Annotated in this window: 14 protein-coding genes; 13 read left to right on the top strand and 1 reads right to left on the bottom strand. The window is 45.6% G+C overall.

The genetic code is table 11. The features are described 5' to 3' along the window. Positions 1-76 precede the first annotated feature (76 nt). From ACSR9A_RS25395 to ACSR9A_RS25360, 8 genes are all read left to right on the top strand, one after another. The gene (locus ACSR9A_RS25395) at positions 77-859 is read left to right on the top strand and encodes a glycerophosphodiester phosphodiesterase (RefSeq protein WP_473760550.1); all 783 of its coding nucleotides are present in this window, start codon (positions 77-79) and stop codon (positions 857-859) included. Between the two features lie 51 nt (positions 860-910). Next, positions 911-1,093 (top strand): hypothetical protein, encoded by a 183-nt coding sequence (locus ACSR9A_RS25390; RefSeq protein ID WP_341278889.1) that lies wholly within the window; start codon positions 911-913, stop codon positions 1,091-1,093. 40 nt (positions 1,094-1,133) lie between these two features. Beyond that, positions 1,134-1,427, top strand: a complete 294-nt coding sequence (locus ACSR9A_RS25385; RefSeq protein ID WP_341278888.1) for an antibiotic biosynthesis monooxygenase family protein — start codon at positions 1,134-1,136, stop codon at positions 1,425-1,427. Between the two features lies 1 nt (position 1,428). Then, positions 1,429-1,758, top strand: a complete 330-nt coding sequence (locus ACSR9A_RS25380; RefSeq protein ID WP_473760548.1) for a low molecular weight protein tyrosine phosphatase family protein — start codon at positions 1,429-1,431, stop codon at positions 1,756-1,758. Between the two features lie 46 nt (positions 1,759-1,804). Next, entirely contained in the window at positions 1,805-2,227 is a 423-nt protein-coding gene (locus tag ACSR9A_RS25375) for a hypothetical protein (protein WP_473760546.1), read from the top strand. Positions 2,228-2,707: 480 nt separating this feature from the next. Further along, positions 2,708-3,115 (top strand): hypothetical protein, encoded by a 408-nt coding sequence (locus ACSR9A_RS25370; RefSeq protein WP_473760544.1) that lies wholly within the window; start codon positions 2,708-2,710, stop codon positions 3,113-3,115. A gap of 198 nt (positions 3,116-3,313) precedes the next feature. Then, entirely contained in the window at positions 3,314-5,068 is a 1,755-nt protein-coding gene (locus ACSR9A_RS25365) for a methyl-accepting chemotaxis protein (RefSeq protein WP_473760542.1), read from the top strand. Between the two features lie 127 nt (positions 5,069-5,195). Then, positions 5,196-6,146, top strand: coding sequence for a metallophosphoesterase (locus ACSR9A_RS25360; protein ID WP_473760540.1), 951 nt, complete (start codon positions 5,196-5,198; stop codon positions 6,144-6,146). Between the two features lie 17 nt (positions 6,147-6,163). On the opposite strand, the gene ACSR9A_RS25355 is transcribed toward ACSR9A_RS25360, so the two are convergent. Beyond that, positions 6,164-6,760 (bottom strand): TetR/AcrR family transcriptional regulator, encoded by a 597-nt coding sequence (locus ACSR9A_RS25355; RefSeq protein WP_473760538.1) that lies wholly within the window; start codon positions 6,758-6,760, stop codon positions 6,164-6,166. Positions 6,761-7,134: 374 nt separating this feature from the next. Here ACSR9A_RS25355 and ACSR9A_RS25350 point away from each other — a divergent pair, with 374 nt between their 5' ends. From ACSR9A_RS25350 to ACSR9A_RS25330, 5 genes are all read left to right on the top strand, one after another. Beyond that, positions 7,135-8,259, top strand: coding sequence for an NADH:flavin oxidoreductase (locus tag ACSR9A_RS25350; RefSeq protein ID WP_473760535.1), 1,125 nt, complete (start codon positions 7,135-7,137; stop codon positions 8,257-8,259). A gap of 329 nt (positions 8,260-8,588) precedes the next feature. Beyond that, complete coding sequence (locus ACSR9A_RS25345; protein ID WP_473760533.1) at positions 8,589-9,566, top strand: LacI family DNA-binding transcriptional regulator; 978 nt, start codon at positions 8,589-8,591, stop codon at positions 9,564-9,566. Positions 9,567-9,592: 26 nt separating this feature from the next. Beyond that, positions 9,593-10,537, top strand: a complete 945-nt coding sequence (locus ACSR9A_RS25340) for an alpha/beta hydrolase (protein WP_473760530.1) — start codon at positions 9,593-9,595, stop codon at positions 10,535-10,537. A 168-nt stretch (positions 10,538-10,705) separates the two neighbouring features. Beyond that, positions 10,706-11,713 (top strand): LacI family DNA-binding transcriptional regulator, encoded by a 1,008-nt coding sequence (locus ACSR9A_RS25335; RefSeq protein WP_473760527.1) that lies wholly within the window; start codon positions 10,706-10,708, stop codon positions 11,711-11,713. Positions 11,714-11,943: 230 nt separating this feature from the next. Next, positions 11,944-13,299, top strand: coding sequence for an ABC transporter substrate-binding protein (locus ACSR9A_RS25330; RefSeq protein WP_473760525.1), 1,356 nt, complete (start codon positions 11,944-11,946; stop codon positions 13,297-13,299). Positions 13,300-13,370: the final 71 nt, after the last annotated feature.

Below are 13,370 nucleotides of genomic sequence, written 5' to 3'. Positions count from 1 at the left end.
GATAAGCCGATGTTAAGTACGAAGCTTATAAATGCTTATATATGCACAAATACGTGGTAGAGAGGATAGTGGTAGGATGAATAAGCAGCAAGCAGGAGAAGCTGGAGAGAACAAAAAACAGGCGAAGCGCCCGCTTATTATCGGGCATCGGGGAGCAGCGGGCGAAGCTCCGGAAAATACGCTCGCTTCCTTCCAATTAGCTGCCGATCAAGGCTGTGATATGGTCGAGCTGGACATTCATCTTTCAGCCGATGATAAGCTGGTCGTTTGCCATGATGCGACGCTGGACCGGACGACGACGCAGACCGGCCTGATTCGGAGCATGAGTTATGAGGCGATTAGCAAGGCGGATGCGGGCAGCAAATTTGCCGAAGCGTTTCGCGGACAACGAGCACCGCTGCTGGAGGAGGTTTATGCGCTGCTTCCCAAGCCTATTGAAATTAATGTGGAAGCGAAGGACTCCTATAATGGCGCGTTGGATGAAGCGCTGGACGTTTTTTTGCAGCAGCCCGGACGTATGGAGCGCACGGTTGTTTCCTCCTTCGATCATAAGCTGCTGGCACGGCTGAAGGCACGGATGCCTGAGCTGCGGATCGGTCTGCTTTATGGGGCGGCATTAATTGCGCCAGCGGCTTATGCCGGGCTGATGGGCTGCGAAGTATTTTCGCTGCATCCACATTACAGCGGCATTGACGCCGAGGATACGGCAGAAGCGGCTAAGGCAAAAATCGCGGTTTATCCTTATACCGTGAATGAAGAGCAAGATTTTCTATCCTTGATAGATAGGCAGGTTGACGGCATTATTACGGATTTTCCCGGTCGATTAAAGCAGCTGCTTGATAAGCAAGGTGGAAATTAGAGATTCCTATTGTGGTAGAATAAGGATACCTATGAGAGGAAGAGGTGGCGCATGATGGAGGAGAACAAGGAAAGAGAGCTGGATGAAATTAAGCTGCGGCTGGAGAAGCTGGAGCAGGAGCACGGAAAACGGCAAGGCTTGCCTGGCGGACTGAAATTCGCCATCGGTTTTGTTGTTGTCTTGTTATTAATGCTGATGTCCATTGGCATCGTTCAATTTGTTTCGGCAGCATAATCATAGCAGTTTGAATACACAGCGGGAGGGCCGTGCAATTATGATTTTGGAAGTTGCTATTTTACAGGTTAAGGCGGGACTCGCAGATTCGTTCGAGGCCAGCTTCAAGGAAGCTTCACACATTATTTCCAGCATGAAAGGCTACGTGCATCATGAGCTGCAGCGCTGCCTGGAGGGGCAAAATAAATACCTGTTACTCGTGAAATGGGAGACGCTGGAGGATCATACCGAGGGCTTCCGCGGTTCCGCGGAATATGAGGAGTGGAAGCGGCTGCTGCATCATTATTATGATCCGTTTCCGGTCGTGGAGCATTACACGAGCATCGAGCTGTAGGATGAGCAAGCTATTATTTATTTGCAGCCGGAACAAATGGCGCAGCTTGACGGCTGAAACGGTGCTGAACGGTGTTGATGGACATGAGGTGCGTTCTGCCGGAACGGAGCCGCAGGCTAGAGTGCGAGTGACCGAAGGCCACATCGGCTGGGCTGATGTTATTTTTGTCATGGAGAAAAAGCATTTACGCCGTATGCAGGAGAAGTTTCCACATGCGTTAAGCGAGAAGCGGGTCATTTGCCTCCACATTCCCGATGAATACGAATATATGAATGCAGACCTTATACAACTGCTGCAAGCTGCCGTTATAGAATATATGCCTATGGAATAATGGCATAAAAGGAAAAATGACGAATAAATAGCGGAGGTATTCCAGTATGTTGTTCAAAAGCTTGCGCATGCTGCTGTTGGTTACGCTACTTGCGGCAATCGCAGTGCAGCCGCTTGCAGCAGCGGTGAAGACGGTGACGATTAAGGTCACCTTCGTCAGCGAGGATTTGGTGTCGAACGATTCTGTGGGGAATGAGTGGGAGACGCAGGTCTTGATCAATGGCAAGAGCGTAGCCGCTGGAGACAGCATTAAGCTGACGCTAAAGCCAAGCGAGCTTGTGAAGCTGGAGGCGACGGCAATCGAGCAGGACAAAATTCCTGATGTGGGTACGGCTACCAAGTCTTTCAAGGCTTCAACGGTGGCGGCGAGCAAGAAGCATACGCTAGATGTGGAGGTCGTGGAAAACAGAGGCCGATACTCCGGCAACGTCGCTAAATGGAAGTTCGTTTTTAAGGTGGAGAAGGCGTAAGCAAGGAAGAGGTAGACGTAGAGGTAGACGGCGGGGCTTTGGGGCTCCGCCGTTTTTCTTGGCTGTAAGAGTATACTAGAGTCGGCATGCTGCACCTTGCTTAACTCTTATTCGAGGCTAATGGCAACGAAACAATTCAAGGCTCAGGAAGCCGCCGTATGCGATTGTTGCTGGGACGATACAGCTAGAGCTAGCTACACCACTAGTGTTAACCCTCCTTGTTTGGCGGACTGAGGTTCCGCTATTGTGGCTTTTGGGCCAATTTAAGGCCGTATGCGGACAGGAAATCCGTTATGGCCCTCCCCATCCCGTCAAAATGGTGATCGGCAGCACATTAGCTGCGCCTGAGTCCGCATACTGCGTCAAAACCGGTGATTTTGTTGAAATAGCGTCTGCTGTGTCCATCAAGTCTGTATTAGTATATAGATAGAAAAAATATCGGAGTTCATTTTAAATATGAATCTATAGAGGTGGCACTAAATGATGGACAATAGACATCCCAAATATGTTACACGAAGCGCTGTGGAGGGGCTTGTAGAGAAAATCAAGCTGCCATCCCCAGGTGAATTCACACAAGACTGGGAATACGAGGTTGCTGATTCCACTAGAGTCGGTGAATTCCTGCATGCATATGAAAACATGGACTTAAACCTCGAAGAAAAATTTGCTTTAATGATTGTTATTATTGAATCATATAACGATGCCATTTCGGGAAACAAGGCTGAGGAAAATATGGCCGAGCTCATAAAATATTATCTAATAAGGGATATAAATATTCATATAAATACCATTTATAATTGGGCAAAACTTGATGAGGATGATATTGAAAATGTTTTTGCGATAACGCCATTTATAAGGGGAATTGTTGCTATAATTAAAGAAACGTAGCTAAAGCAGCTGCTTCGAAAAATGGACGTTGCATTCCGTTCTCATTTCGTAAGCGATTGCCGTGCTGGACCAATAATTTCTTGCGAATTTCGACATATTCGTTTAATATTTTCACCATACATAGTGCTTGAAGCATGTTAGATTTGGGTAGCGGACTAGTAAAAAAGGCTGGGTTTGATGCGGGAGGAAGAGGATCGAATGATCGGATTTTTCAGGAAACGTTTAGTGGCGCGCATTGTTGCGGTAGTTACGCTAGTCATTGTTATTATTTCTGCCGGCAGCGTATTGCTGCAGTTGGCAAACATGAAGTCAGCTGCACAGGAGGCCATTTCCAGCTATAACATCCAGATTGCTCAAAGCTACGTCAACCAGCTGGATACAGCTACTTATGCTGAGTTTGCCAAAGAGCCGAAGGAAAATGATTTATTTTTGACCATACGTGATGAGCTCGATGATTTTCGGGTGCGCATTGGCGCCATGTATGTGTATTTCGTGAAAATTGATGACAAGGGCACGCCGCTTATTATGGTAGACGGCATGAAGGATGTCGATAAGGCATCGCCGATTAATGAAGTGACGGATATGCCTAGTGAAGCAGTCCAGGCGCTGCTGCAAGGGAAAACGGCGAGCTCACAAATTATTGATAATGAGGAATACGGAAAATATATTTCCTCGTATGCTCCAATTGCCGACAGCAATGGTGCTTTAATTGGTGTCATCGGCATTGATACGGCTGTATCGGTTATAGGCGATATTGAATCGGATATTATTAAGTCGAGCATTCCCTTTTATGCGCTGCTGCTGTTCATTACGATTGCGGGCATAGCGATCGTATCGCGCTTCGTTGTGAAGGGACTCAGACCGCTCAAAGTATTGAAGGCCAGTGTCGATAAAATGGCGCATGGCGAGCTGGCGCAGGCCAATCAGATTTTGACGGCGTATCATCTCAGAAGCGAGGATGAAATCGGCAGCACGTTTAAAGCGATGATTCATATGTCCGGCAATTTGAATAAAATCATTAGCGATATGGTTGCAGGTGTGGCGGCAACGACGGATATATTAGTAGATTCGACGGAGCAATTCAGCCGCAATGCGGAGGAAATGCTCGTCATGAGCAAGACGGTTGATCATTCCGTACAGCATATTCGGCAGGGTGCGCATACGCAGAAGCAAGGCGCAGGAGACAGCGCGAATGCGATGGAGGAAATCGCTAAAGGAATTACCAGCGTATCCGAGTCTTCTACTGCAGTTTCAGATGCGGCAACAAGCGCTTTGGCTACAGCACAATCCGGCAAGCAAAGCATGACAGAGATGAAAAACCAGATGGAGAACATTTCCGTAGTAGCCGGAGATGTAGCTGCGATGGTGGAAGTGCTGAGCGGCTACTCACAGGAAATTGGCGGGGCGCTGCAAGCGGTTCGGGATTTTGCCACCCAGACGAAGCTGCTGGCGCTGAATGCCTCGATTGAAGCGGCCCATGCAGGCGAGCATGGCAAAGGCTTCGCTGTTGTGGCCGATGAAGTGCGCAAGCTGGCGGAAGCTTCAAGCCTATCGGTGCAGATGATATCGGATTTGCTGCTCGGCATCCAGCAGGAGTCCCAGCAAATCGGCACGAAGATGGGCGTTACCGCGCAAGAAATTGGCCAAGGCGTAGTCATTACGGCGGAAGCGGAGCAGGCTTTTACCCATGTGGTGGATGCCTTCCGCATCGTGACGCAGCGTATTCAAGAAGTATCGGCATCGGCTGAGGAGATGACAGCAGGTTCTGAGGAAGCTGCGGCGTCCGTCCATGCGATTGCGCATATTGCATCGGGCGTTTCGGAACGCTCCGATGAGATTTACCGTTTGACCAGCGAGCAGTCGGTCATGTTCCAGAAGGTGGCTCAAACGTCGAGTCTGCTTCGGCAGCAGACACATGAGATGAGCGAAGCCGTAAAGAAGGTTAACGTATAAGGCAATAGAATAAGAGCGGGGCGCATCCGGGCGTCCCGCTTATTTTTATTCGGAAATAGAAACAGGTATAATAGACAAGAGGAAAGAGCAGGAAATCATAGAGGAACAGCAAGAAGAGGAGGAGCTTATGCGCAAGCCGTTAAAAAGAGCAGGGATATTCCTAGCTGCAGCAGCTGCTATCGTCATTTTTCTTTATTTTCAAAATAATGCTTTGACGGTGTCGTCATTTCAGCTTTCATCGTCGAAGCTGCCGCAGGGGCTGAAAGATTTTACGATTGTGCAGCTGTCCGATGTGCATGGCAAAAGATTTGGCGATAATCAGACGCGGCTCGTTCGCAAGGTGGAAAAACAGCAGCCAAACCTTATCGTCGTTACAGGCGATTTAATTGATAGCAGGCGTGGAGGCGAGGCGGAAAGCCTTGAGCTAATGGCAGAAATCGTGAAGCTGGCCCCTGTTTATTATGTGACGGGCAATCATGAATATGCTTACGCGCGTTACCCGGAGCTGGAGAAAAAGCTGCTGGAGCTGGGCGTTCATGTCCTGCGGAATGAAGCGGCAAGCATTCCCGTGCTAAATAATAATGGAACTGATGATGGGACAGCGGCTGGAGCTGGGGAAATCCGATTGCTAGGCATCGACGATCCCAAATTTTCAGCGTATGGCGGAAGTGATGCGGAGGCGGCGGAGCAAAATATTCAAACAGCTATTGAAGACTTTGATAACATAGCCGGGAAAGAGAATGCGGGTGCCACTACAAAAGCGGAGACGGGAAAGCAATCCGATGATGGGCTTTACACGATACTGCTCTCCCATCGTCCCGAACTGTTTGACGTCTATGTTCGTGCTGGAATGGATCTGACCTTCTCGGGACATGCCCATGGCGGACAAGTCAGGCTGCCGTTCATTGGCGGACTCATCGCTCCGGGACAGGGGTTTCTGCCCGTGTACGATGCAGGCCAATATGTAAACGGGGTCGCGTTTATGCTGGTCAGCAGAGGACTTGGCAACAGTGTCGTTCCCCAACGCCTGTTCAATCGCCCTAATATTGTAGTTGTGAAGCTGTCAGCTGTAAGCTAGTGCCCGTCGGTGAGTGATTATAGCTCTTTTACTTCATGTAATTGAGAAATCCCACCGATGATTAATGGAACGATTTTGCTGGCTAAGGCGGATGGAGGTACCTGTCTGCCTTCCTGGTTCCATTGATAGGTTGTGCCATAAATCGACCAGCTTAACAAGGTGGCAGCATGCTCCAGCGTTTGTTGATCCTTATAGGGATTGCCATGTATCAGCAGTTGAAGAATAAAATCCTCCAATTGCTTTTTTATATTTTTCTCAATAATAGGTGCGACTGAATCATATTTCTTGAGGCATGAATTGCTGGATTCATGGTAATCGCATAATGAAAAAATAAGCTTCTGAACCGTTTCCTCCGTCAAACGCGCCTCGGCATCAACCCGCTTAAGGACATACTCCATAAAGGCATCCGCTAATAAAGCTTCAAGCAAGGCATATTTGTCTGTAAAATGGGCATAAAACGTCGCGCGATTAATCGTCGCTTTTTTTGTAATGTCCACAATGGTCATCGTGTGAAAGTCCATATGATTTAATTGCCACATGAAAGCATCTAAAATTAATTGGCGTGTTCGAATGACACGCGGATCATTTGGGTTTGGAGCAAAAACACCGGACATCCTCAAAACACTCCTCTTTCATCATTCAAAGGTATTCTCCTATTATAAACATGTGTTGTTTAACCAGCCAGAAAATTTTTGAAATATAAGAATTTATAAGTTTCGTACTTGTAAATGGGCTTATATTTCTCGGAATGAAACGAGCCGCGCCGCCAAAGGACTGCGAAAGCCGTTTCACCTTGAAGGGCGACAATTTTTTTCTCGCCTCGCTTAAGCAACAAATCGAGCAATCTGTCGGTTGAATGAGGCCACAAACCTTGTTAATATTTCACTCGTACCCCATATGATTGCGTGCAATGAAGGGCAATTATATGCACAAGTCGCGACCGCAAAGCAACAGATAACAATCAGCTAAAATAGAGGAGGCGTTACCCTTGAGCATTAAACAGCCGGAAACTCATTTAACTAAAGCCTTATTTCAACCTTATACGATTCATAATTTAACTATACCGACTCGTATTGTAATGGCGCCGATGTCACGTGGTTTTTCACCAAATGGTGTGCCAGGACCTGATGTCGCTGCCTATTACCGTCGCCGCGCAGAAAATGGTGTTGGACTTATCGTGACCGAAGGTACCGTTATTAACCATCCGGCTGCGACGAGTGAGCCAACTCTTCCGCATATTTATGGGGAAGCTGCTTTAAACGGTTGGACGGAAGTGGTTAGACAAGTCCATGAAGCTGGCGGAAAAATTTTTCCGCAAATTTGGCATATGGGCATCGCACGTCCTGCAGGCTCCCAGCCCAATCCGGATGTGTTGTCGATCAGTCCATCGGGACTTGATCTGGATGGCAATAAAGTGGGCGAGCCTATGACAGAAGAAGAAATCACTAACGTCATTCAGAACTATGTCGATGCAGCATTGAACGCGCAAAAAATTGGTTTTGACGGTATTGAGCTGCACGGCGCCCACGGTTATCTCATTGATCAATTTTTATGGGAGCAGACGAATGTGCGGACAGATCGTTACGGCGGCAATAGGTTGAAGCGCACGCAATTTGCCGTTGATATTATCCAGGCTATCCGGGCAGCAGTTGGCCCCGATTACCCGATTGCGATCCGCATATCGCAATGGAAAATGAACGATTATACGGCGAAGTTGGTTGATACGCCGGAGCATCTGGAGCAATTGCTGAACGCATTGGTACAAGCGGGAGTGGACATTTTTCATTGCTCGACGCGCCGCTTCTGGGAGCCTGAATTCGAAGGCTCTGAGCTTACATTTGCCGGATGGGTGAAGAAGCTGACGGGCAAAACGACGATTACCGTTGGTTCTGTTGGGCTAGATACGGATTATGTGTCGCTTTACACAGAAGGCAAAGGGGCAGGTCATACGGATATTGATGCTTTACTGGAGCAGCTGGACAACGATGAATTTGATCTTGTAGCCGTTGGACGAGCGCTCTTGGGCGATCCGGAATGGGCTGCGAAAATACGCGAAGGCCGACTGAATGAGCTGCAAGCTTTCAAACCAGAAGTGTTAGCTACTTTGGTTTAAGATAGGGATACTTACTAGGCGAATGTTATGCTAATCTACCTTACCGCTTTCATAGTAAACGTAAGGCGGATGATGAATCTAAAAGAGCAAAAGCAGCCTATCCTTGGTTGAGGATAGGCTGCTTTTTTATGGAAAAGCAAGCGGAACACTGTTAGCTTTACAGCGTATGTCAACCGCTTGACATGCGGAAATGCCAACCATATACTAGGGGTACATATGTATGCAATAAAAGGTGAGAAATGATCAGTTCGATGTATATTTGCTGGAAAACTCGGAAGTAAAGGCTATAGATTCGGCAGGATTGCTGGATAACGTTTGGAGGAAGCCCAATGTCGACGATTAAAGATATCGCGGAGAAAGTAGGGGTGAGCGTCACTTCTGTTTCTAGAGTGCTGAACAATAGGGGATATATCAGCGGAAAGCTTAAGAAAAGAGTGCAGGAAGCAATGGATGAGTTGAACTATCAACCCAATCAAGTTGCCCGATCCTTGATTCTGAAGAAATCCAATATTATCGGTCTTATTATTCCAGACGTCTCACACCCGTTCTTCGGGGAAGTGACCAATCATATCGAATATTATGCTGACAAGAACGGATACAAAATATTGCTCTGTAATTCGCAATTAAACATGGTCAAAGAAAAAGAGTACATTAATATGCTGAAGGCCAGCCAGGTAGATGGAATTATTATGGGCAGCCATACGATGGACATCAAAGAATACACTTCCATCAAGCTGCCAATGGTGACCTTGGATCGTCAAATCGCGAATACGATTCCCTATATTTCATCCGATAATTATAAGGGTGGAGAGCTGGCTACAAATTTGCTGATAAAAAAAGGCTGCAAAAAAATTGCACACATCAGCGGAAATCTCCATCTTAATCTTCTGGCAAAATTGAGACATGATGCGTTTAAGAAAGTGATTACAAACAAGGGCATTGAGCATATCGTTTTACAAACCGATTTGAATGGCTTTGATTATGATGAATATGATCAGCTGGTCACCAAAATGTTTTTAGAAAATCCAGATATAGACGGGGTATTCGCCAGCAGTGACATCATCGCTGCTCAGGTATTGAAAGAATGCCATCGACTAGGCAAGTCCGTTCCTCAGGATGTAAAAATTGTAGGGTACGATGGTATTCAATTAGGAAAACTTATAACTCCCGCTATTACAACGATTAAACAGCCAACGAAGGAAATTGGCAAAATGGCTGTGAGACTCATCATGGGCCAGATTCAAGGCGAAGCTGTATCACAGGAAAATATATTGCCAATTGAATTGATAGAGAGAGAAACAACCTAAAGGCTCATTTAATCAGGAGGATGAATATGAATTTCAAAAGCAGAATATTACCGGAGCTTCGAGCAACGTTAGAGCAGCTTCCACCATTGGACTTGCCAAATGATTTGCAGCTTTTTCGAAGCCTCCCCATACCAGAGATAGAGAAATCACCTCATGTGGCAACGAGAACTCAAATGATTTCTGGCCCATCCTCAAATTTGCTGCTAAAGATTTATGAACCTGTCAATAGAACGGGCACAGCCTTGCCTGCATTATTATGGATTCATGGCGGGGGGTATGTTCTTGGGCATCCAGACTCAGATGATGCTTTGTGCGAAAGATTTGTTTTGGACACCCGTTGTGTCGTCGTGTCCGTTGATTATCGTCTTGCACCTGAGCACCCTTATCCTGCGGCGATAGACGACTGCTATGCCGCACTAAAGTGGATGGCTTCTGCAAGTGAATTAAACATAGATTTAACAAGAATGGCCGTCGCTGGGGCTAGTGCGGGCGGTGGTTTAACGGCGGCCCTTTCTTTAATGGCTCGTGATCAAGGTGGACCTGCTATCTCTTTTCAAATGCCCTTGTATCCGATGATTGATGATCGTAATTCAACGGCCTCCAGTCATGAAATGACCACAAACCGTTCGGTTTGGAATCGTGATAATAATAGGGCAGCTTGGAGCTTGTATTTAGGTGAACATGTCTCCGGCACCATTTCCCCCTATGCAGCTCCTTCCCGTGCAGAAAGCTATGAAGGGCTGCCGCCTACGTATACATGTGTTGGACAATTAGATCCTTTCCGGGATGAAACCATTGAATATGTGGCACGGTTGGCTCAAGCTGGTGTAGAAGTAGAGTTTCAAATGTATCCCGGCTGCTTCCACGCTTTCGAATTAGCTGCACCGCAAGCGGAAGTCAGTAGGCGGGCGAGTAAAGGCTACGTAGAAGCTTTAAATAGAGCATTAAATCCGCAGAAAATGCGAGATTGATTGCTGGTTAATTATGTTAAACTTCAAAAAAACGGTTGCTTTCGCAGCCGTTTTTTATATTTACGAATGAGTATAATGCTGGAAAAAATGATTTCTTATAGGTATTCAAAAATGGATGCGGGAGGAGTATTCCTGTTATACTGTATAAACCATAAGGGAGGGAACCTGATGCCTAAAATAGATGATGTGGCTAAAAAAGCGGGTGTTTCAGTCACTACTGTGTCTCGCATTCTTAATAATCGAGGTTACATAAGCAGTACTACACGCGAAAGAGTCTACCAGGTTATGGAGGAGCTGAACTATCAACCGAATGAACTTGCGCGGTCATTGTTCAGGAAAAAGTCGAATTTGATTGGGCTTATTATTCCAGAGATTGCTCACCCATTTTTCAGTGAATTAACGCAATATATTGAATATTATGCATTTCAAAATGGTTATAAATTATTATTGTGCAACTCGCAAAATGACAGGACAAAAGAAAAACAATATATTGATATGTTGAAAAAAAATCAAGTGGATGGCATCATCATGGGGAGTATGCTGTTAGAGACGGATGATTATTTGCAATTGAAATTGCCTTTAGTATCATTTGACAGAAATATTGCTGAGCATGTTCCTTTGGTGACCTCTGACAATAAGACTGGCGGGGGACTGGTGGCAAAATTATTGCTTGATAAGGGATGCCGAAAGCTGGCATTTATATATGGAGGCATAAAAGGCTACAATCGTGACTTATTAAATAATAAAAGCATATTTTCAGGACTTAGATATGAAGGATTTTCAGCTGAGTGCAAGGAAAGAAACATCGAGATTTTGAACTTTTACTTGGAAATCAATGATTATACGGATATCGATAATGGTGTAGAACATCTTATTCGTTTTTTGCAAGAAAATAAGGATGTTGATGGCATATTTGCAACAAGCGATGTCATTGCCGCCTATGTCATTCAAGCGTGTTTAAAGCTGAATAAGAAAATTCCTGACGATATCAAGATTATTGGTTATGATGACGTGGTTCTAGCCTCCTTAATTATGCCTAGAGTAACAACTGTGAAGCAACCGATTGAGGAAATGGCCAAACAATCGGTAGAAATTATTATTCAGCAAATTAACGGTGAGACGGTGAAGAAAGATTATATGCTGGGGGTCTCTTTAGTAGAAAGAGGGACGACCTAGCAAGGTGGGGATGAGCGATGAGCAAGTCCCCTTTTTCATGCTCAGAAACTTCATCCGCATAGTCCGTATTTGTCTTCTGTCGAGAATATTTTCTGCCGCATAGAGAGATAATAACTGTACAATAATAATTTATATGTCAACCGCTTGACATACCGTATGTCAAACGGTTAACATATAAATTGAAAGTGAGTTGATTACGCTTTCAAAACACTAATTATGGGGGAGTAACAATGAAAAGATCCAAGGTAATAATTTTAGGTGTTTGTATGGCGTTAGTGTTTTCGTTATTAGCAGCATGTTCTAAAAATAACAGCACTAGTAATGATCCAGAAGCGTCCAGCGGGTCAAACTCATCCCAGTCGTCTAAGGAAGTGAAGCTCACTTTTTTTAACACCTCGGCTGAAATAAATACGGTTTTTGAAAATCTTTTTAAAGTCTACAAGCAGGAGCATCCAAATGTAACCATCGAACTGATCCCCACAGCAATTGGCGGAGAGCAGCTTCAAAAATTTCAATCCCTTTTAGCTTCTGGCAAGCCGGCAACGATCGCTAACCTCGATGCGGGAACGATTCATCAATATAAAGATAAATTCCTTGATCTAGAGTCGGAGAAAGCAAAGTATGAAAATCTTGCTCTGCCAGGTGCTATAGATGGCGCATTGCTTGACGGCAAATTCATCGGCGTACCTTATACGGCTCAAGGATATGGATTGCTATACAACAAACGCGTTATTGATGAAGTGATCGGCAGCTCTTTCGATCCGTCAACGATTGCAACAAGAAGTGATCTTGAGGCTTTATTCAAAAAAATTGAGGCTGCTGGTAAAGCTCCGGTCATCATCCACGGCGCAGATTGGTCCTTAGCTGCTCACTATCAAGGATTGGCCTATTCGCTGCAATCCAACAATGTGGAGGAAAACCGTAAATTTGTAGAAGAGCTTAAGCAAGGCACTGTCGATTTGTCGACGAATCAAGCATACAGCGGTTTGATGGATACATTCGACCTGTTGAAAAAATACAATGCAAGAAAAGCTGATCCATTAGTTGCCGACTACAATAAAGATAGTGCTGATTTTGCGAAGGGCGAAGCAGCCTTTTATTTCATGGGAGATTGGTCATGGGCTGTTATTGGACCTCTTGAAGGACGTGATAAGGATTTCGGCATACTTCCCGTTCCTATCAGCGATAATGCTGCTGATTTTGGAAATTCGCAAGTGGCTTACACGGAGCCTAAATTGTTTGCCATTGATAATTCGGGTTCAACACCAGAGCAGCAGGAAGCGGCTAAAGCTTTTATTGAATGGATGATTACAAGCGAAGCGAGCCAAAAAGCAATTATCGGTGAAGCCGGTCTTGCTATGCCGTATAAAGATCGCAAGGTGGAAAGCTCAAACCCGATGTCTAGTGCGATTTCGAAATATGTGGCTGAAGGTAAAACGGTTAATATCGGGGTTATCAATTATTTCCCTTCGGACTGGTGGTCGAAAACCGGAGCTTCTATGCAAAAGTATTTAGTGGATAAAATCGATCGGGCAGGACTTACAAAAGAAGTGCAGGATTATTGGAAATCAACCGCTGGGAAATAATGAATACGTATCAATCCTGACAGATCAAAGGGGTGAAGCGTTTATGCTGATCCCCTTCTCTGATCTGAAGT

Source organism: Paenibacillus sp. R-74696 (assembly GCF_055814915.1).
The sequence above is the reverse complement of the archived record's forward strand: the minus strand, read 5'-3'. Positions and strand labels throughout refer to the sequence as shown.